Origin of the sequence: Anaerostipes sp. AF04-45 (genome assembly GCF_003461725.1) — a bacterium.
In the GTDB taxonomy this organism is placed as follows: domain Bacteria; phylum Bacillota; class Clostridia; order Lachnospirales; family Lachnospiraceae; genus Anaerostipes; species Anaerostipes caccae.
Genome location: NZ_QTXQ01000013.1, coordinates 1 through 18601 on the forward strand (window position 1 = coordinate 1; position 18601 = coordinate 18601).

At 44.9% G+C, this 18601-nt stretch carries 16 protein-coding genes, 1 pseudogene and 1 other annotated feature; of the genes and pseudogenes, 1 reads left to right on the forward strand and 16 read right to left on the reverse strand.

The window, feature by feature from the left end; genetic code table 11:
• The 15 genes and pseudogenes from DWV34_RS18225 to DWV34_RS15105 form a co-directional block, all read right to left on the reverse strand.
• Nucleotides 1-566, reverse strand: a pseudogene (locus DWV34_RS18225) (hypothetical protein); the annotation flags it as partial.
• Nucleotides 466-1014: a hypothetical protein gene (locus DWV34_RS18230; RefSeq protein ID WP_330417042.1), complete on the reverse strand. Its 549-nt coding sequence runs from the start codon at nt 1012-1014 to the stop codon at nt 466-468. The gene DWV34_RS18230 and the pseudogene DWV34_RS18225, both read right to left, overlap by 101 nt.
• Nucleotides 989-1189, reverse strand: a complete 201-nt coding sequence (locus DWV34_RS15045; RefSeq protein WP_243000898.1) for a hypothetical protein — start codon at nt 1187-1189, stop codon at nt 989-991. The genes DWV34_RS18230 and DWV34_RS15045 overlap by 26 nt, the downstream gene beginning before the upstream one ends.
• A 220-nt stretch (nt 1190-1409) precedes the next feature.
• A complete protein-coding gene (locus tag DWV34_RS15050; protein ID WP_118476594.1) occupies nt 1410-2519 on the reverse strand; it encodes an RNA polymerase sigma factor in 1110 nt (369 codons plus the stop codon).
• 118 nt (nt 2520-2637) lie between these two features.
• Nucleotides 2638-3681 (reverse strand): sigma-70 family RNA polymerase sigma factor, encoded by a 1044-nt coding sequence (locus DWV34_RS15055; protein ID WP_006565654.1) that lies wholly within the window; start codon nt 3679-3681, stop codon nt 2638-2640.
• Nucleotides 3682-3897: 216 nt separating this feature from the next.
• Complete coding sequence (gene trpA / locus DWV34_RS15060; protein ID WP_006565655.1) at nt 3898-4683, reverse strand: tryptophan synthase subunit alpha; 786 nt, start codon at nt 4681-4683, stop codon at nt 3898-3900.
• A complete protein-coding gene (trpB, locus tag DWV34_RS15065; RefSeq protein WP_118476595.1) occupies nt 4673-5863 on the reverse strand; it encodes a tryptophan synthase subunit beta in 1191 nt (396 codons plus the stop codon). The genes trpA and trpB overlap by 11 nt, the downstream gene beginning before the upstream one ends.
• Nucleotides 5856-6479, reverse strand: coding sequence for a phosphoribosylanthranilate isomerase (locus DWV34_RS15070; RefSeq protein ID WP_118476596.1), 624 nt, complete (start codon nt 6477-6479; stop codon nt 5856-5858). The genes trpB and DWV34_RS15070 overlap by 8 nt, the downstream gene beginning before the upstream one ends.
• A complete protein-coding gene (gene trpC / locus DWV34_RS15075; RefSeq protein WP_118476597.1) occupies nt 6476-7255 on the reverse strand; it encodes an indole-3-glycerol phosphate synthase TrpC in 780 nt (259 codons plus the stop codon). The genes DWV34_RS15070 and trpC overlap by 4 nt, the downstream gene beginning before the upstream one ends.
• Nucleotides 7256-7265: 10 nt before the next feature.
• A complete protein-coding gene (locus DWV34_RS15080) occupies nt 7266-8903 on the reverse strand; it encodes a bifunctional anthranilate synthase component II/anthranilate phosphoribosyltransferase (RefSeq protein WP_118476598.1) in 1638 nt (545 codons plus the stop codon).
• A complete protein-coding gene (gene trpE / locus DWV34_RS15085) occupies nt 8900-10357 on the reverse strand; it encodes an anthranilate synthase component I (protein WP_009290682.1) in 1458 nt (485 codons plus the stop codon). The genes DWV34_RS15080 and trpE overlap by 4 nt, the downstream gene beginning before the upstream one ends.
• Before the next feature lie 50 nt (nt 10358-10407).
• Nucleotides 10408-10664 (reverse strand) — a binding site (T-box leader).
• A gap of 369 nt (nt 10665-11033) precedes the next feature.
• Complete coding sequence (locus DWV34_RS15090; protein WP_022261089.1) at nt 11034-11588, reverse strand: hypothetical protein; 555 nt, start codon at nt 11586-11588, stop codon at nt 11034-11036.
• Nucleotides 11589-11895: 307 nt separating this feature from the next.
• The gene (locus DWV34_RS15095) at nt 11896-13092 is read right to left on the reverse strand and encodes an NADP-dependent isocitrate dehydrogenase (RefSeq protein WP_009290680.1); all 1197 of its coding nucleotides are present in this window, start codon (nt 13090-13092) and stop codon (nt 11896-11898) included.
• Between the two features lie 83 nt (nt 13093-13175).
• Nucleotides 13176-14894 carry a [FeFe] hydrogenase, group A gene (locus DWV34_RS15100; RefSeq protein ID WP_006565663.1) on the reverse strand — a complete coding sequence of 573 codons (1719 nt, stop codon included), beginning with the start codon at nt 14892-14894 and terminating at the stop codon, nt 13176-13178.
• On the reverse strand, nt 14888-16720 hold the full coding sequence (locus tag DWV34_RS15105; protein ID WP_118476599.1) for an NAD(P)-binding protein: 1833 nt from the start codon (nt 16718-16720) through the stop codon (nt 14888-14890). Before DWV34_RS15105 ends, DWV34_RS15100 begins: the two co-directional genes overlap by 7 nt.
• 297 nt (nt 16721-17017) lie before the next feature.
• On the opposite strand from DWV34_RS15105, the gene DWV34_RS15110 reads away from it, so the two are divergent.
• Nucleotides 17018-17662: a chloramphenicol acetyltransferase gene (locus DWV34_RS15110; protein WP_009290677.1), complete on the forward strand. Its 645-nt coding sequence runs from the start codon at nt 17018-17020 to the stop codon at nt 17660-17662.
• 77 nt (nt 17663-17739) lie between these two features.
• Here DWV34_RS15110 and DWV34_RS15115 read toward each other — a convergent pair whose 3' ends face one another.
• On the reverse strand, nt 17740-18576 hold the full coding sequence (locus tag DWV34_RS15115) for a DegV family protein (RefSeq protein ID WP_009290676.1): 837 nt from the start codon (nt 18574-18576) through the stop codon (nt 17740-17742).
• Nucleotides 18577-18601: the final 25 nt, after the last annotated feature.

Here is an 18601-nt window from a genome sequence, read left to right on the forward strand (position 1 = left end):
CCGCTCTTGCTGATCACATGGTTGGCTCCGATCTGCTCTTTCGTATCATCCTCAATTCCGTTCACATCCCGGAACGGTCCAAAGTAAACCTTCGTGTAGAATCTTCCTACCCGGATATCGGTCTTTTCATGGAACGGCGTTCCCTCCATAAAGCTGTAATCCTCAAGGCTCGTACCGTCCTGAATATATCCCTGATAGCCTGGGTCAGGCTCTGCCGTTACGCTGCTGACATAATCATTCCCTCCGGCCGCTCCGATCCCGGGCATATTTGTGCTTTTATCTCCGATGGCAATGACAACCGTATCTCCGCCGCTAATCTGCACATTTTTCAGCTTGTAGTCATTTCTATAACCTATACTTGTCCCGATACCCGGTGCATTTGCACCTCCCTTTGCTTCAACTTTTCCTCCGGTTATATATAATCCATCAAAGTCGCTTCCGTATCCTCCGCCAATCCCTGGGCCATTAGCAGTACCAATTGCTTTGACATTGCCCCCTGAAATCCTGATATTTTTTATATCTTCCTGCATATTCACACTGCAGAGTGAGGAAACCATCCATCCCATCTTTGGCAAGGGCTGTTCCTCCAGTACTACCAGTTCCATAATTGCACCTCAATTTATTATCCCCCTTCAATGTAATCGTCACATCGGCATGTGAGACAACCACACAGTTTCGGGTAATGTTATTGCTTTGAATCTTTACATTGTCAAATGTCAGTTCCGTTTTAACCCCTTTTACTACAACCACGTTGTAATTCACGGTCTCTCCTGTGATATAATAACCATTCGGATTCAGCTCTGTCTCTGCCTCTGAAAGTCCTCCGCCTGATGCACCTGTCTGATTGATCCTAATATTACCAAGACTCACATCCAGCATGGTCTGTCCTTCTTTCGTCTTTTTCAGAGACTTTTCAGAAACTTTATTCACCAGAGGGACGATCGTCTCATTAGCATCCAGGAATGTTTCTGTAATATTTTCTGTATTCTTAAATCTGCTTAAGCCCCCCCCCAATTTCTTCCATGTCTTTTGACAAATCTCCCGCTTGGGTACTGGTTTCGGTCTCCGATTCTTCTGTTGTCGATTCTGTATCCTCTGTATTTCCTATGTCCGCTTCAGGCTTTCTATCCTCTGTCGGTTCTGTTGCCACCTCTGCTGCTTCCTGTACATCGGACTCGGCAAAAACCATAGCCTGTCCCGTTCCAAATGCAATGACCAACAAGAAGACTAAAATTTTTCTTTTAATAACTGCTGCTCCTTTTCCTCGTAATCTGACATTTTTTCTTATCAGGTATTGGTACCGAAAAAAAGAGTTAGACCAAAAACCAATATTTTTTATTCCACAGAACAGTTTTCCTGTGGAACAAAAAAAGAAGGAGCACCAGCATGGCAATCCTTCTTGATCTCAGTTATTTCTGCCGGAAATCAAAAATCTCTGTTGTTCCGTCCTTTGATTTTAAATGGAGTTCAAAATCATTCACAAAAACAGAAAAATACAGAACCTTTTTCTGACTGCTGTAACTTTCCGGTCTGAAAATCTTTCCTTTCTTGTCTTTTGCAAACGTGCTTTCGAAGTTTACATCTCCGGTCACATAAATCTCAAGCCTTTCCTTCTTCTTATCCCCCCTGATTCTGGTCACATTTACCGGAACCGACACTGGCAATGTTTTTTTCACTTTCTTTTTCGGTATCCGTAGTCCGGACAGATCGTGAGTCTCCCAGTCCGGACTTTTCAGCTGAATTTCATGGAAGTCCTGCTCCGGAAGATCCGTGCTCCCGAATACAAGAACTCCCGTGATTCCGACTCCCGCGGCCACGGCAGCTCCCATCACAGCCTTCTTGATCATGAGAGTGCCCTGCTTCACTCCTTTTTTAGACGCATAAGTAAGAGACTCCCGCAGGAACGGATAGAGAGTAAAGACACCGAAGCTTCTGATGTTCAGCACATCCCGTTCCTCCTGAGGAAGCATCTCGATCTGTTTTTTCAAATTCTTTCTGGCGTTAAACAAAAGATTTTTTACTGCATTCTCTTTGCAGTCCAGGACCTTTCCGATTTCTTTCATCCGCATCTGCTGAAAAGAGTAAAGTAACAGAGCAGCTCTCTGCTTTTCCGGCAGCTTCTGGATACACCTGTTCAGCAGTTCTGACTTTTCATTCTGCAAAACTACATCCTGGGGAGTTTCACTGCTGTCCGTCAGACTTTTTATAAATTCAATGTTGTCATCCCCGATAAAAGCTTCTTCATTCTCTTTTATAGATTTTACGCAGCAATGATATGTAATCTGGCGCTGCCAGGCACAGAACGCCATATTATCTTCTAAAGAAGGCAGAGACCGGTACACTTCCAGATAGATTTCCTGAAGAAGATCTTCCACCTTATTTCTATTTTTACAGAAATTATAGACAAAATAACGGGTCGGCTCTATGGTCGCTTCGTACAGATAGGCAAACGCATCTTCACTGCCCTGTTTCGCCTGTTCTACATATGGAACCAGTTCCTCATACCTTTTCTCTCTCATCTTTTACCCTTTTCCTTTGCAGCTTCATGTTTCGATGCAAAGTATAAAGGAGAATGAAAAAAAAATCAACCGGGGGAATTTTTCTTCCGCCGGCTGATTTTTTAAAAAAGTACCAAAATCAGTCTTCAATATAGGCTCTTAGAGATTTCGTTTCCTTTTTCATTTTCAGCTTTCTCAAAGCTTTTCCTTCGATCTGGCGTATGCGCTCTCTTGTCACATGATATTCTCTCCCTACTTCCTCCAGTGTCCAGATCCTATTTTCTACAAATCCAAAACGCAGCCTTAAAATCGTCTGTTCACGTTCGGTGAGTTCCGACAATATCTCATTTATCTGTTCAGAGAGAATTCCCTGCTCCGCCGTCTGATATTGTTCCGGCATGCTCTCGTCCGCTACAAAATTCATGAGCATCGCATCTTCCTCTTCTCCGACCGGAGAGTCTAGAGATACAGTGTCACTGTACAATCTCATGATCTCATCCATCTGATCCCTGCTGATTTCCATCAGTTCTGCCAGTTCATCCGCATTGGGTTCCCGTCCGTTTTCTTCCAAAAATTTTCTGGCCGCACCACTGACTTTCCCCATCTTTTCTTTCATGTGGACGGGTATCCGGATCGTCCTGGCCTGGTCCGCGATAGCCCTCGTGACAGACTGCCGGATCCACCACATGGCATAGGTACTAAACTTGTATCCTCTTCGGTAATCAAACTTGTCCACCGCTTTCATAAGTCCTATATTGCCTTCCTGGATCAGATCCAGAAGCGCCATGCCGCTGCCTGCAGCATACCTTTTTGCAACACTGACGACCAGACGCAGGTTGGAATTGATCATTTTATCTTTTGCCGACTGGCTTCCCGCTTCAATTTCCTTTGCCAGTCTTTCTTCCTGGTCTTTGGAAAGCAGCGGAATCCTGCCTATCCTGTGCAGATAAGCCTTCACTGAATCCTCCATCACAGCATTTTCAGCTTCCGCCGTGTCTGCATGGCCTGCCGCTGTAAAATCCGAAAATTCTATATTTTGGTCTTTCAGACGGCCGATAACATAATCAAATTCCTGCTCACTCAAACTCTTATCAAAGACCTGATCGACCTCATCCAGCTGAATGACATTATGGTTCTGCCCGGCAGCCTTTATAAGTTCTTGTATCCGTTCCTCTATCTGCACTGCAGTGTAACTCCTTTCTCTGAAAAATAACAACGTGGACAAACTTTCCTATGGAATAAAAGAAGACCGGAGTTAAGTCCGGTCTCAGCATTTTGTATTATATACTTATTTTACCACATTTTTTAAAATTTAATAAGTTTTCAAAAAAATATTTTTAAATTTTATTAATATCTGACATTTACACATCTATATAATTTGTACATTTTGCACAAAATTTTATTCATCCAGCGCATCCCGAAGGCTTTTTGTAAACTCATATACTTTTTTTGGACTGTCTTCCCCATACTCGCTGATGATCTTTACAATAGCGCTGCCCACAATCACGCCGTCACAATACTGACTCATCTTTTTGGCCTGTTCCGGACCTGAAATTCCAAATCCAACCGCACAGGGAATATCTGCGTTTTTCTTAATCACATCAAAAAATGCGTCAAAGTCTGTGGAAAACTCATTTCTCGTCCCTGTTACACCAATAGATGAGACACAGTACAAAAATCCCTCTGCGTCCTTCGCAATGGATTCGATTCGGTCGTGAGAAGCAGGCGTTACCAGGCTGATGTTGTCAACACCATGAGCCGTGGCTGTTCCCTGTATCTCATCCTTCTCCTCAAACGGCATATCCGGCACGATGACACCGTCAATCCCGCATTCATTACAGAGGTCAAAAAAACGTTCCGTCCCAAAACGGTAAATCGTATTTAAGTACATCATCATCACAAACGGTGTATCGGTTTCATTTCTGAGTTCCTTCACCATCTTAAAAATTCCGGCCAGCGTAGTTCCGCCTTCCAGCGAATGCTGGCTGGCTTCCTGGATAACGATCCCTTCTGCTATGGGATCAGAAAACGGAATTCCGATCTCTACGATATCCGCACCGGCATTTACCATACTCATGATATTTTTCTTTGTAGTCTCATATCCAAAATCACCGGACACGATATAGGTAATCAGCGCTTTCTGTCCATTTTTCTTTCTCTTCTCAAATGCTTCTTTAATTCTCATCTAACTTCACCCCTCTATATCTTGCTGCCTGAAATACATCCTTGTCTCCCCGGCCGGACAGACAGATCACAACACTTTCATCCTTTTTCATATTCGGAACGATTTCCATTGCTGCAGCTACCGCATGGGCTGATTCAATGGCCGGAATAATCCCTTCCATCTTTGTTAAGTACTCAAACGCGCATACCGCCTGTTCATCCGTGACGCTCACATATTCTGCCCTGCCAATGTCATGAAGGTGGGCGTGTTCCGGTCCGATTCCCGGATAGTCAAGACCTGCGGAAATAGAATAAACCTCATCAATCTGTCCTTCCTCATTTTGAAGAAAAAGGCTCTTCATTCCGTGAAAAATACCCTTGCTTCCCCTGGCGATCGTGGCCGCATGCTGGATTGTATGAACCCCTCTTCCCGCCGCCTCGGCTCCGACAAGGCGCACATTCTTATCTTTTACAAAGTCATAGAAAGCTCCCATGGCATTGCTCCCGCCGCCCACGCAGGCGATCACACAGTCCGGAAGTTTTCCTTCCTTTTCCTGCATCTGGCATTTCGTCTCTTCCCCGATGATCTTCTGAAAATCCCTGACCATGGTCGGATAAGGATGAGGCCCCATAACAGAACCGATGCAGTAAAAAGTTGTCTCAATATTCGTAGCCCAGTCTCTCATAGCTTCGTTGATCGCGTCTTTTAAGGTTCGCGTACCGCTCTGCACGGCCACAACTTTTGCTCCCAGCAGTTCCATCCGATAAGCATTGAGACTCTGGCGTTCCACGTCCTCCGCTCCCATGTAGACGACACATTCCATATCAAACAGCGCCGCCACTGTGGCTGTGGCCACTCCGTGCTGCCCTGCTCCGGTCTCGGCAATGATGCGCTTTTTGCCCATCCTCTTCGCAAGCAATATCTGCCCCAGCACATTGTTGATCTTATGGGCTCCGGTGTGATTTAAATCTTCCCTTTTCAGGAATACCTTTGCACCTCCCAGATCTTTGGTCATACGCTTTGCCTCGTAAAGCATAGACGGCCTGTTTGCATAGTTTTTATAATATTCATGCAGCTCTTCCAAAAAGTCTGGATCATTTTTATATGTTTCATATGCCTCATTCAGTTCATTGACCGCGTTCATCACGATCTCAGGCACATACTGTCCTCCGAAATCTCCGAATCTTCCGATTTTACTCATCTTTTCCTCCTCTTACACACTGTATTACCTTGAGCATCTTTTCCCTGTCTTTTACCCCTTCAGTCTCAATCCCGCTGGAGATATCAATCCCATACGGCTCTGCCTTTTTTAAGATCTCCGGCAGATTCTCAACCGTAAGACCTCCCGCTATAAAATACGGTTTCCGGATATCTGCCTGGTCAAGCACCGCAAAATCCATGACTTTCCCCGTGCCTCCATAAGACTCTTCTGAGAAACTGTCCAGCAAAAGCTTATCCGCCGGGAGTCTCTGTGCCTCCTGAATATCTTTTACCATTCTCACCCGGACAGCTTTCCATAGTTCTTTTCCGGTTTCATGTTTCACTTCTTTGATGTACTCTTCTCCTTCATCTCCGTGCAGCTGAATGATGTCGAGTCCCGCCTGTTTAGATATGGTAATCAGTGACCGGACCGGTTCATTTACAAAAACGCCGACTTTCTTAATAAACGGATCCAGCTGAGCCCCCAGATTTTTTGCCTCTTCGCCGCTGACTTTTCTTCTGCTCTCAGCAAAAACAAATCCTATATAATCCGGAAGATACTCATTTGCGTAAATTATATCGTCCGGTCTGCGAAGCCCGCACATTTTAATTTTCATAGGCTTCCTCTCAGTTCATTGATTGTATTCTTAATATCTCCCGCGCGCATCAGGGTCTCTCCAATCAGCACCGCATCGGCACCATACTCCTTTACTTCCCTTATATCAGCTCCATTTTTCATGCCGCTCTCAGAGACGAGCACTGCATCATACGGTACCAGTTCCGCCAATCGTTTCGTAGTATTCAAGTCCACATGAAATGTTTTCAAATCCCGGTTATTGATGCCGATAATATCACATTTGCACCGGATGACTTTTTGAAGTTCCTCCTCATTGTGGACTTCTGTCAGACAAAACAGTCCCAGAGATGCCGCCAGCCGGGAAAGCTTCAAAAGTTTTACTTCCGAAAGGATCGCAGCGATCAGCAGGACTGCATCGGCTCCCAGCACTTTTGCCTCATAAATCTGGTATTCGTCAAATATAAAGTCTTTTCTCAGGATCGGCAGGTTTACGCTGGCTCTGATATCCGCCAGATACTTACTTGCTCCTTTAAAAAAATGTTCCTCTGTCAGACAGGAAATAGCATCTGCACCGGCTTCTTCATAGGCTTTCGCCTGCTCTGTTGGACGGAAATCTTCTGAGATGATTCCTTTGGATGGGGACGCTTTCTTTACTTCGGATATAATCGAAATTCCATCAGCCTTCAGTGCAGCTTTAAAATCCAGGGAGACTCTCTTGGAATGTAAAGCCATCTCCTTCATATCTTCCAGAGGGAAATTTTCTTTTTCCCTCTCAAGCTGTTCTTTTCTCTTCTCTACAATATCGTCTAAAATCATTGGTGTTCTCCTAATAGCGATTGGTAAATTCAATGAATTGGTTCAGTTTTTCTATGGCACTGCCGGAGTCAATGGACCGCCTTGCCATCTCGATTCCTTCCTTCATATCTTTTGCTGCCCCTATGGTATAGAGGGCGCTTCCCGCATTGAGAAGTACGATGTCCCTTTTCGGCCCCTGTTCTTTTCCCGTCAGAATTTCTCTTGTGATCACCGCATTTTCATCCGATGTTCCTCCTTTGATAGAATCCTTTTCCGCCATAGATATTCCGAATTCTTCCGGGCTGATCTTATAAGAAATCAGCTTCCCGTCCCGGATCTCACAGATACTGGTCGTATCGGATATGGAGATCTCATCCAGACAGTCATCCCCGTACACGATCATTGCCTGCTTCACACCCAGATTCTGCATGACTTCCGCCATAGGTCTCAGAAGATCTTCCTCGTATACACCCAGTACAATATAATTTGTCATAGCCGGATTTGCCAGAGGCCCTAAAATGTTAAATACGGATCTCACTCCAAGCTGAGCCCTCACAGGTCCGGCATATTTCATAGAGCCATGGTGTGTCTGTGCAAACAGGAAGGCGACTCCCACCTCCTCCAGGCATTTCTGATTCTGCTCCGGAGAAAGTCCGATCTTGGCACCCAGGGCTTCCAGCACATCGGCCGCCCCGCTTTTAGATGAGACACTTCGGTTTCCATGTTTTGCAACCTTCTGTCCCGCCCCTGCAATCACAAATGCGGATGTTGTGGAGATATTAAAACTGCTGGCCAAGTCACCGCCGGTTCCTACAATATCAATGGCCTCTGTCTCATTGGGAACAACGGCTGCTTTCGCGCGCATGACTTTTGCAAATCCGGTAATTTCATCCACAGTCTCATGGTTCATGCGCAGCCCTGTGACAAAACTTGCGATCTGCGCCTGGGTTGCGCCTCCTGACATAATGCAGTCCATAGCTCCGTATGCCTCATCAGCTGTCAGATGTCTTCCCTCGACAATTTTTTCTAAATATGGTTTCATCGCAGTTTTCTGTGCCGGTTCCATCTCTTCCACCTTCTTTTCTGTCTTTGTCTCTATACCTGCTATCTTTAAGAAATTTTTAAAAATTGCTTTTCCGGATTCCGTCAAAATAGATTCCGGATGAAATTGTATCCCGTACACGTCATAGTCTCTGTGTTTTACAGCCATGATCTGTCCCTCATCGTCTTCGGCCGCAACCGTGAGCACTTCCGGTATACTCTCCCCCTCAAGGATCAGAGAATGGTATCTGGCTGCCGGGATTATTTCCGGCAGTCCCTGAAACAGAGGAAGACTGCTGTCAATCTGAATCTTACTCTGTTTTCCGTGCATCAGAGTTTTGGCACGAACCGTCTTAGCCCCGAATACCTCACCGATGGCCTGGTGTCCCAGACAGATCCCAAGCACCGGAACTTTTCCTACAAAATATCGGACTGCCTCCTTTGAAATACCCGCAGATTCCGGATATCCGGGTCCCGGAGAGATAATCAGCGCTTCGATCTCTCTTTGTGCCAGTTCTTCCACTGTAATCTCATCATTTCTGACGACTTCAATATTCTCATACAGCTCGCCGATCCCCTGACAGACGTTATAAGTAAAGGAATCGTAATTGTCTATTAATAAAATCATAATTCTGCCGCCTCCTTAATAGCATTGATGACTGCCAGCGCTTTGTTTTTAGTCTCTTCGTATTCTTTTTCCGGTTCTGAATCAGCCACAATTCCAGCTCCTGCCTGGACATATCCTTTCCCATCTTTAAAAAGCACCGTACGGATCGCGATACACGTATCAATGTTCCCGTCAAATGCCAGATATCCCACGGTCCCGCCGTATAGCCCTCGCTTTTTATCTTCTAACTCGTCAATGATCTCCATGGCTCTGACTTTTGGGGCACCGGACAATGTGCCGGCAGGAAGTATGCTCATAAGGGCATCCAGTGCAGTTTTGTCTTCTCTCAGCTCGCCCTGTACGTCGCTGACTAAATGGGTCACCTTCGAATATTTTTCTACTGACATAAAGTTATCCACACGTACTGTTCCGAACCGGCTGACTTTTCCCACATCGTTCCGCCCTAGATCCACAAGCATCGTGTGCTCCGCCTGTTCTTTTGGATCATGCATGAGCTGCCGGACCAGAATATCATCCTCTTTTTTCGTCGTTCCTCTCGGCACAGTACCCGCAATCGGTTTCGTCGTCACGATTCCATTGGTGACACTTACGAGCATCTCCGGAGAGGCACCTGCAATCTGATAATCTACGAAGTCAAAAAAGTACAGGTACGGCGATGGATTTGTTGTTCTTAAACACCGGTAAACATCAAACGGATCTGCCTCGCTTTCCACCTCAAACCGCTGTGAGAGCACAACCTGAAAGATATCGCCGTTTCTTATGTATTCTTTTGCTTTTTCTACCTTGGATTTGTACTCTTCTTCTGTTATATTTGAAATTACCTTTGTCTCTTTTTTATCTGTGCGTTCTTTTCTGGACATCCGGAAATTGTCGATCTGTTCGATCAATTTTCTTGCTCTTGGCTCCAAACTCTTATACTTTGTCTCCAGATCATCCTCCTCATGAACATTCTGGATCACGATCACCCGGTTTGTCAGGTGATCAAATGCGACAATCTCATCATACATGCACAAATGGCATTCCGGCATGTTCAGATCATCCTCGGGCACATTGACCAGTTTCTTTTCCACAAACCGAATGGTATCATAACCGAAATATCCGATAAATCCTCCGGTAAGCTTTGGTTTATCAACAAGTACCGGAGATTGGTATGCATTGACCATTTCGATTAAATATGCAATATGGTTTTCCACTGTCTGTTTTGTTCCGTCAATCTCTATTTCTGTGCCGTTTATCTTTACTTCCTTTTTGGGATTCACACCGATAAATGAATACCTTCCCCACTGATCTCTGTTTTCCACACTTTCCAGCATAAAGGACGGGGTACCGGCCTTTCGAAGTGCCATAAAAACCTGAATCGGTGTCACATGATCGGCCAGCACCTCATAAAACACCGGTACTGTCGGATAAATCGTCAATAAATTTTTCACCTGTTCTAATGTTGGACTTAACATAGAATCCTCCTATCTTTTCTAAATAACAAAAAAGGCCTGTCATCCCTCATACAAGGGACGATAGACCGTGGTGCCACCCAAATTTAAGAGTCCTTCTGAAATTACAGACTCTCCTCTAAGAGTACTCCGCCTAAACTTTTATACTCCGTTCCCGTAACGTGGGATCACGTCGACAGTTACTGACAATATGCGTTCTCTGCGCTCCTCACAAACCCATTCGCATGACTCGTATCTGCTGTCTTCCACCAACCGGCAGCTCTCTGTAAAACCGTTTGCCAAGCTACTTACTTTTGCTCAAAGGATTTCTCAATTTTTTATTATTATATTCCAGGGTGTCAAATAATGTCAAGTGTTTTTTTCTTCATGTGCATCAGTATAAGGATGGAAATCATTCTCACTTCAAGGATTGGAAGTATCAGAATTCTATTTAGATTCAGTTGAAATGAGATTCGTACATCTGATGCCGCGTAATGAAGTAGTAGTTTATAATTGAGAAGAGATGAATGATATATTCGTACAAGATATGGTGAGAACGACTCCTCATCCTTAATTTACATTATAATACATTTCCCTTTGTTTTTCAACCATAAATTTACTATTATTACATTCTTATCTTAACCAAAGCATTTGTTTTCTAATTTGTTAATTCGTTCAGAATGATCTTCTGCTATTTTTTTTAAGTATTTATATTCTCCAAAGATTCTGTCTCTATATTTGTAGCCAAGCGAAATGTGATGTCTTTGTTTTGCAGATATCCATCGTGTAATGCTCCCAGTTTTGGCAGTACTTCATTATCCAGTGTATTTCCGATTTTTGATACTATATCTTTTGTTCCGGACAGGTCTTTTTCTATCTTGTCTGTCTTTCGTATAAGCAAAGTAATCTGATTCTGCATCGTATCCATCTGCCTGTCAAAAATATGAAACTTCTCATCTACTTCGCCTAAATGCTTCTCTATTGTGTTAAATCTTTCATCCTGTTCGCCCAAATGCTCTTCTACTGCATTGAATCTTTCATCCATTTCTACCAGATGCGTTTCTACCGTGTTAAACCTTTCATCTATTTCTACCAGATGCGTCTCTACCGTATCCAATCTGTTCTCCACTGTATCCAACCGACTCTCCACTGTTTCGAGTCTGCCTTCTATGGCCCCCAGCTGCCGGGTGATCGGACTCAGCTTTATATCAAACAATCCCGCAAGCTGCTGAAAATCTTCATTCGATAACACCATAAACTCCCCCTTTCGTTATTCAAAATTTATCTTTTGCAGTCACTTGGTAAGTAGATTTTAGAGTAATTATGCTATCGATTATACCATGTTGCCAATATGAAATCAACAATTTTTTCCATTTTAGTATGAACACTTTGCATACCAGATGCGATTTGACGTAGTCAAATGATTTCCTAAGTAATAAAAAAAGATCCTGGCCATGTGGCTATCAGGATCCCCTTCTTTATCGTAAATATCTCCTCGCATTAGAGGAAAACCTGCTGAATAAGTATCGGTTAAACAGGAGGTAATATTTTATAATTGTTTGTTATAATTTCTCAGCGATTGCTTTAATAAACTCCCCGCTGTTTGCAACTTTGACGTTCTTAAGCGTAGTAATCAATGCAAGATCTTTTGTCATCGTACCCTCTTCTATCGTATCAATCGTCGCCCTCTCAAGCCTGTCTGCGAATTTAACCAGCTCTTCATTGGAATCTAATTCGCCGCGCTTTCTCAAAGCTCCTGTCCATGCAAAAATGGTTGCAACAGAGTTGGTGGATGTCTCTTCCCCTTTCAGGTGCTTGTAGTAATGACGCTGTACTGTTCCGTGCGCCGCTTCATACTCATAATATCCATCCGGCGATACTAAAACAGAAGTCATCATGGCGAGAGATCCGAATGCGGAAGATACCATATCACTCATCACATCCCCGTCATAATTTTTACAGGCCCAGATATAGCCTCCCTCTGACTTCATGACACGGGCAACCGCATCATCGATTAATGTATAAAAATACTCGATGCCTGCTGTCTCAAACTTTTCTTTATATTCTGCATCATAAATCTCCTGGAAAATATCCTTGAAGGTATGATCATATTTCTTTGAGATGGTATCCTTTGTGGCAAACCAGAGATCCTGTTTTGTATCCAATGCGTATGTAAAACAGCTCTTCGCAAAACTCCGGATGGAACCCTCTGTGTTATGCATGCCCTGAAGGATTCCTGCTCCGTCAAAATCATGAATGAGCTCTTTTATCTGAGTTCCGTCTTCTGCCGTGTATACCAATTCTGCTTTTCCCGCTCCAGGTACTTTGATCTCGACGCCTTTGTAGACATCACCGTAAGCATGTCTTGCAATGGTAATCGGCTTTTTCCATGTGCGGACTGTCGGTTCAATTCCTTTGACGGTGATCGGAGTTCTGAAAACTGTTCCGTCCAAAATAGCACGGATCGTACCGTTCGGGCTTTTCCACATCTCTTTTAAGTCATACTCGTCCATTCTTGCGGCATTCGGAGTAATCGTAGCACATTTGACAGCAACACCATATTTTTTGGTTGCTTCTGCCGCATCAAAGGTCACCTGATCATCCGTGGCATTTCTGTGCTCCAGACCAAGGTCATAATATTCCGTCTTCAGGTTGATAAAAGGGAACAAAAGGTCGTCTTTGATCATTTTCCAAAGAATTCTTGTCATTTCGTCCCCATCCATCTCAACCAATGGTGTCGTCATCTCTATCTTGCTCATACTGGTTCTCCTTTTCTTACATTCTCCATAAATTGTTACTATTATAGCGAAAAAAGAAAACCATGTCAAAGAGATTGATAGATTCAGACCTGGTGTTCCGTATGCAGCAGCTGGTGTGCCCTGTGAGACAGTGGTTTCTCAAAGAACTCCTCATAGAGGTTTTGTATATCCGGATTGTCATGTGAAAAACGGATCTCTGTATCCCGGTCCAGGAAGTAGAGGCTTGATCCTCTCTCTTCTGCCAGTTCCTGCCCGTCATGGATCGGCTGGCCTCCGCCTCCGGCGCAGCCTCCCGGACAGGCCATAACCTCGACGAACTCATACTTCACTTCTTTTCTGCGTATGGCTTCCATCAGATTCCTTGTGTTGCCAAGACCGCTTACTACGGCGACACGGATGACATTTCCCGCCACATCAAACTCGGCTTCTGTCCATCCCTGGCGTTTGACTCCACGGATCTCACGAAAAGCATCCGCATCCGGATTCTCCCCGGTCACAAGAAAATAAGCCGACCTCAAAGCCGCTTCCATAACACCGCCGGTTGCCCCAAAAATAACGCCTGCACCTGTGCCTGTTTCAAACGGAGAATCAAATTCTCCTTTCTCCAAAAACTGAGGATTTAAATGTTCTGCGCGGAGCATTCGGTCCAGTTCTCTTGTGGTCAGTACGCAGTCAATATCATGGCCTGCATATTCTTCATAAAATAAATCCATCTCCCTTTCCGCTTTCTTAGCCAGACACGGCATAATGGACAGCGTAAAGATTCGTTCCGGATCTACTCCAAGTTTCTTTGCAAAATAAGTCTTCATGACCGCTCCGAACATCTGCTGCGGAGACTTGGCTGTGGAAAGCCTTCCAATCATGTCCGGGAACTGAGTCTTTATAAATCTTACCCAGCCGGGACAGCATGAAGTAAACATAGGATACTCTTCTAAATCCCCATCCTGCAGACGTTTGACAAACTCGCTTCCCTCTTCCATGATCGTAAGATCGGCAGAAAATGTCGTATCGAATACATAGTCTATTCCCATTCTCCGAAATGCCGTCACAATCTTCTCAACCGGTGCTTCCTCTCTGGAAAGGCCAAGCTGCTCCGCCCAGGCAGCCCTGACTGCCGGTGCGATCTGAGCAACCACGATCTTGTTTTCATCTTCCAGGGCGCTGAACAGCATAGAAGTGTCGTCCCTCTCCCTCAGCGCCCCGACCGGGCAGTGTGTGATGCACTGTCCGCAGAGAGAACAGTCCGCGACCCGGATATCCCGGTTCCTGGATACATCCACCGTTGTCCTTGCCCCGGTGCCGGATACATCCCATACATTCAGCCCCTGTACCTTATCACAGATCTGAACGCAGCGCATACATTTGATACACTTGTTCGCATCCCTGATCAAAGGAAATGTCTTATCCCATTCTTTATGTACGAATTCTTTTTTAAATGGGTTCTCCAGTATGTTAAAATCATTTGCGATCTTCTGAAGGCTGCAGTTCATGCTCCTGCTGCAGGTGATGCACTGCCCGTCATGCTGTGACAAAAGCATCGAAACCGTTTTTCTCCGGTTTAACCGCACCTTGGGACTGTTCGTATAGATGACCATGCCCTCTTCCACTACATTATTGCAGGATGTGATCAGTTTGTCTTTGCCTTCCATCTCCACAACGCAGACGCGGCAGGCACTGATTTCATTAATGCCTTTTAAATAACAGAGCTTTGGGATATCGATATGAATGGAAGCTGCCGCCTCCATAATTGTCGTGCCCTCAGGCACCGTTACTTTCATTTGGTCAATCGTCAGTGTTACCATTTCGTATCCCTCCCTCCTTTAAATACTCCGAATCCAAAGTGGTCACAGCGCAGGCACCGCCCGGACTCCTGATAAGCCTCAGCTTTTGACATACAGTTTTCTACTCCTACAAAATCTTGTACACGTTCTCCGGCCTCTCTCTCTGTCATATTCACCCGGCCGCACGGAGGACGGTCGTTAAGACGCGGCTCCGGAATCTCCACATCACAGGTGATTTCATGATGAAAGCCGAGATATTCATCAATATTTGCAGCAATGACTTTTCCAGCAGCGATGGCAGAAATAACCGTGGCTGGCCCCGTTGCACAGTCTCCCCCTGCAAACACTCCCGGAATATCGTCAAACCCTCCGTATTTTTCAGTCTTGATCTTGCCTCTCTGAACAGGTACTCCGTTCTCCTCAAAATGCTCATACAAAATATCCTGTCCGATCGCCACTACAAGTGTCCCGCATGGGATAAAGACATCTTCCTCACCGGTGGGCTTCACACTAGCTCTGCCGTTTTGTATCCTGCTGATCATCTGGGGCGTTACCCAGATCCCTTTTACATTTCCGTCTTCTGAAACCTCGATCTTCGACGGAGCCATCAGGGTCTTCACCTCAACCCCTTCTGCCACGGCTCCCTGAATCTCTTCCTCCAGAGCCGTCATATCGGCAACTCGCCGCCGGTAGACAATACTTACTTTTTTTGCGCCGAGACGGACTGCTGTCCGCACCGCATCCATGGAGACATTGCCTCCGCCGATCACTGCCACTTCCCGTCCCTCCAGGCACTCACACCGTCCATGGCCTACATCTCTTAAAAACTGGACTGCGGAAATGACACCTTTTGCGTCTTCTCCTTCGAGTCCAAGCTTTTTATCGGTGCTGGCGCCGATGGATATCAGGACAGCATCGTGCTGTTCCCTCAATTCACTTACAGAACAATTCTTTCCAATGACAGTGCCATACTGCACCTTGACGCCGGTGGCCAGGATAGCCTCGATATCTTCATCCAGCCGTTCCTTTGGAAGCCGGTAATTTGGAATGCCGTATCTTAACATGCCGCCCAGCTTCGGCAGCATCTCATAAATTGTAACATCGTGTCCCATCAGTCTAAGATAATAGGCAGCACTCAGCCCTCCCGGTCCGCCGCCTACAATGGCTACCTTTTTTCCAGTCTCTTCACCGCATGGCGGAGGAGGAACTTTGCCGGCAAAATCTGCGGCTACCCGTTTTAATCCCCGAATATTTACCGAATCATCGATCATATTTCTGCGGCACTTAGCTTCGCACGGATGCTCGCATATAAAACCGCAGGTTGTCGGAAGGGGATTGTCTTTGCGTATCAGGCGGACGGCATCCGCGTACCTTTCTTCCCTGACCAGGGCAATATAACCCGGAATATCGACTCTCGCCGGACATAAAGACACACAGGGCACCGGAAGTTTTAACGACATCAGGCAACGGTTGTACATGATATGTTCAAGATAATCATCTCTGAAACCGATCACTCCTTTATATACCATATTGGCAGCCTCATAGCCGATCGCACAGTCTGCTGAATCCATGATTGACTGCGCCGTATCCCTGATCAGTCCCAATGTCTCTATAGTTGCCTTTCCATCCAGGACATCATTGATCAGATTTTTAAGCTGGCCAAGACCAATCCTGCAGGGCACACATTTGCCGCATGTCTGCGCATGACATAACTCAAGAAATGCCCTTGACATATCGACCGGACAGATCCCCGGCGGACTGGACTCGATCCTTCTCTCCAAATCTTTATACAGACCCTCCATCACAATCTGTGCACGGCCCGGTGTTACAATTTCTAAACGACTCATTCCATCACCCTTTCTTTCATAAATATTGTATCTAATTATATACAATTTCCATTTGTCATACAATAGTTTTCGTCTAAAAACACCGTTAATTAAATAACGAAAAATCGCATAAATCCGGGATTTTTACACATCTTATTCATAGTATTTTGATTCTGCATACTGCTGAACCCTCATATTTTCGTGCAAAATATTTCATACGCCAGCAAAAAACTTGTATATTTTTTTAACAATCTGTTTTTACACATTCCTTCTTTTCCTTTATAATAAAATACAAAAGTTAGAAAATGGAGGTGCCTCATGTTTAAACAAATCAGCCCCGAGACTTGGGAGCGGCGAGAACATTTTGAATATTTTACCCAAACAATAAAATGTGGTTACAGCCTGACTGCAGAATTAGATGTAACCGAATTTTTAAAACTGACCAAGAACAAAGGTCTCAGATTTTATCCCAGTTTTGTCTACTGTGTCTCAACCGTGATCAATCATATGAAAGAATTCCGGATGGGTATTTCCGAAGACGGACAGCCCGGATATTGGGATATCGTCCATCCCTCCTACACTATTTTTCACGATGATGATCACACCTTTTCAGACTCGTGGACAAATTACACTGAAGACTTTTCCTCTTTTTACCGGCAGATGACAGAGGATTTGTCTGTATACGGAAATAACAAAGGAATCAAAGCCAGGCCCGGACAGCCCCCTAATTTCTTCTGTATTTCCTGTGTGCCCTGGCTGTCTTTTACCGGATACAGCACCACGACTGCAGAGGGCAGCCCAAATCTCTTTCCGATTATCACTTATGGAAAATACCAGATTAAAAACGGCCGCTGTCTAATGCCGTTTACGGTCACAATTTCTCATGCCGCAGCCGATGGATATCACACCAGTCTTCTCATCAATGAAATCCAGTCGCTGATTTCAAAGGATTTTACACTTTAGAACAATAAGCCTTTCTCTGTATCAATCCGAAAAAAAGGAAACGGTCCAAAACCGTTTCCTTTTGTATTCACTATGAACTAATATGCAACAACTACACCGCCGTCACATGCATACAGGCTGCTGACTCCCTTGGTATCAACTATGACGATCTCTTTCACTTCCAGTTTGTCTTCGAGCAGTTTCTTAAGATACACTGCTCTTTCATAGCAGTTGCAGTGTGCAATGGCCAAAATCCGTTCCGTCAGATCCTGTCCTTCTTTTACAATGCATTCCGCCATTTTGGCCAATGCCTTCTTTGTACCCCTGGCCTGTGCCAGCTTCTGTATGATCCCTTCTTTGGTCCCTTCCATAACCGGCTTTATATTAAGAGCCGTCGCAAGAACTGCATTCACCTTTGACAGCCTTCCATTTCTCTGAAGCACATCCAATGTCTCCAGAACAAAAAAAGTTCTCTGCCCTCTGATGTAATCCTCTACCTTCTCTACCACCTGCTCAAAGGACATGCCCTGGGAAGCATATTCATAAATCTTTCTTGCTATGAGAAGCTGCGTACTGGACGCTCCTCTGGAATTAAATACATGAATATTCTTTTCTCCCAGCTCCTCCTCATACAGTTTTTTTCCAAGTTCGGCACTGTTATAGGATCCGCTCAGCTCCGCGGATAAAGTCACCACATAAATATCATCTGCCTTTTTATATGCTTCCATATAAGCTTCCGGCGCCGGACAGGCTGACTTGCAGGCTCCTTTGCTGTTTGCCACTTTTTCCAGGAAAGAATGCTGGTCAAACGTATCGTCATCGACGATCTCTTCATCTCCGATCAGCAGTGTCAGAGGTATCCAGGTATAGCATCCCTTCTCAAAATCTTCTTTCGTCAAATCCGTGCAGCTGTCACAGACAATATTAAAACTCATATGGCGTCTCCTTTTAAAACTTTCC

What these genes read in the sequence shown, in the direction of transcription:
- DWV34_RS15045 (WP_243000898.1), bottom strand. Translation starts at nt 1,189, where the DNA reads ATGGTTTTTGCCGAGTCCGATGTACAGGAAGCAGCAGAGGTGGCAACA.
- trpB (WP_118476595.1), bottom strand. Translation starts at nt 5,863, where the DNA reads ATGAGTAAAATCGGAAGATTCGGAGATTTCGGAGGACAGTATGTGCCT.
- DWV34_RS15050 (WP_118476594.1), bottom strand. Translation starts at nt 2,519, where the DNA reads ATGAGAGAGAAAAGGTATGAGGAACTGGTTCCATATGTAGAACAGGCG.
- DWV34_RS15115 (WP_009290676.1), bottom strand. Translation starts at nt 18,576, where the DNA reads ATGAGTTTTAATATTGTCTGTGACAGCTGCACGGATTTGACGAAAGAA.
- trpC (WP_118476597.1), bottom strand. Translation starts at nt 7,255, where the DNA reads ATGATTTTAGACGATATTGTAGAGAAGAGAAAAGAACAGCTTGAGAGG.
- DWV34_RS15095 (WP_009290680.1), bottom strand. Translation starts at nt 13,092, where the DNA reads ATGAGCAAGATAGAGATGACGACACCATTGGTTGAGATGGATGGGGAC.
- DWV34_RS15100 (WP_006565663.1), bottom strand. Translation starts at nt 14,894, where the DNA reads ATGGTAACACTGACGATTGACCAAATGAAAGTAACGGTGCCTGAGGGC.
- trpE (WP_009290682.1), bottom strand. Translation starts at nt 10,357, where the DNA reads ATGTTAAGTCCAACATTAGAACAGGTGAAAAATTTATTGACGATTTAT.
- trpA (WP_006565655.1), bottom strand. Translation starts at nt 4,683, where the DNA reads ATGAGAATTAAAGAAGCATTTGAGAAGAGAAAGAAAAATGGACAGAAA.
- DWV34_RS15070 (WP_118476596.1), bottom strand. Translation starts at nt 6,479, where the DNA reads ATGAAAATTAAAATGTGCGGGCTTCGCAGACCGGACGATATAATTTAC.
- DWV34_RS15105 (WP_118476599.1), bottom strand. Translation starts at nt 16,720, where the DNA reads ATGAGTCGTTTAGAAATTGTAACACCGGGCCGTGCACAGATTGTGATG.
- DWV34_RS15110 (WP_009290677.1), top strand. Translation starts at nt 17,018, where the DNA reads ATGTTTAAACAAATCAGCCCCGAGACTTGGGAGCGGCGAGAACATTTT.
- DWV34_RS15080 (WP_118476598.1), bottom strand. Translation starts at nt 8,903, where the DNA reads ATGATTTTATTAATAGACAATTACGATTCCTTTACTTATAACGTCTGT.
- DWV34_RS15090 (WP_022261089.1), bottom strand. Translation starts at nt 11,588, where the DNA reads ATGGTGTTATCGAATGAAGATTTTCAGCAGCTTGCGGGATTGTTTGAT.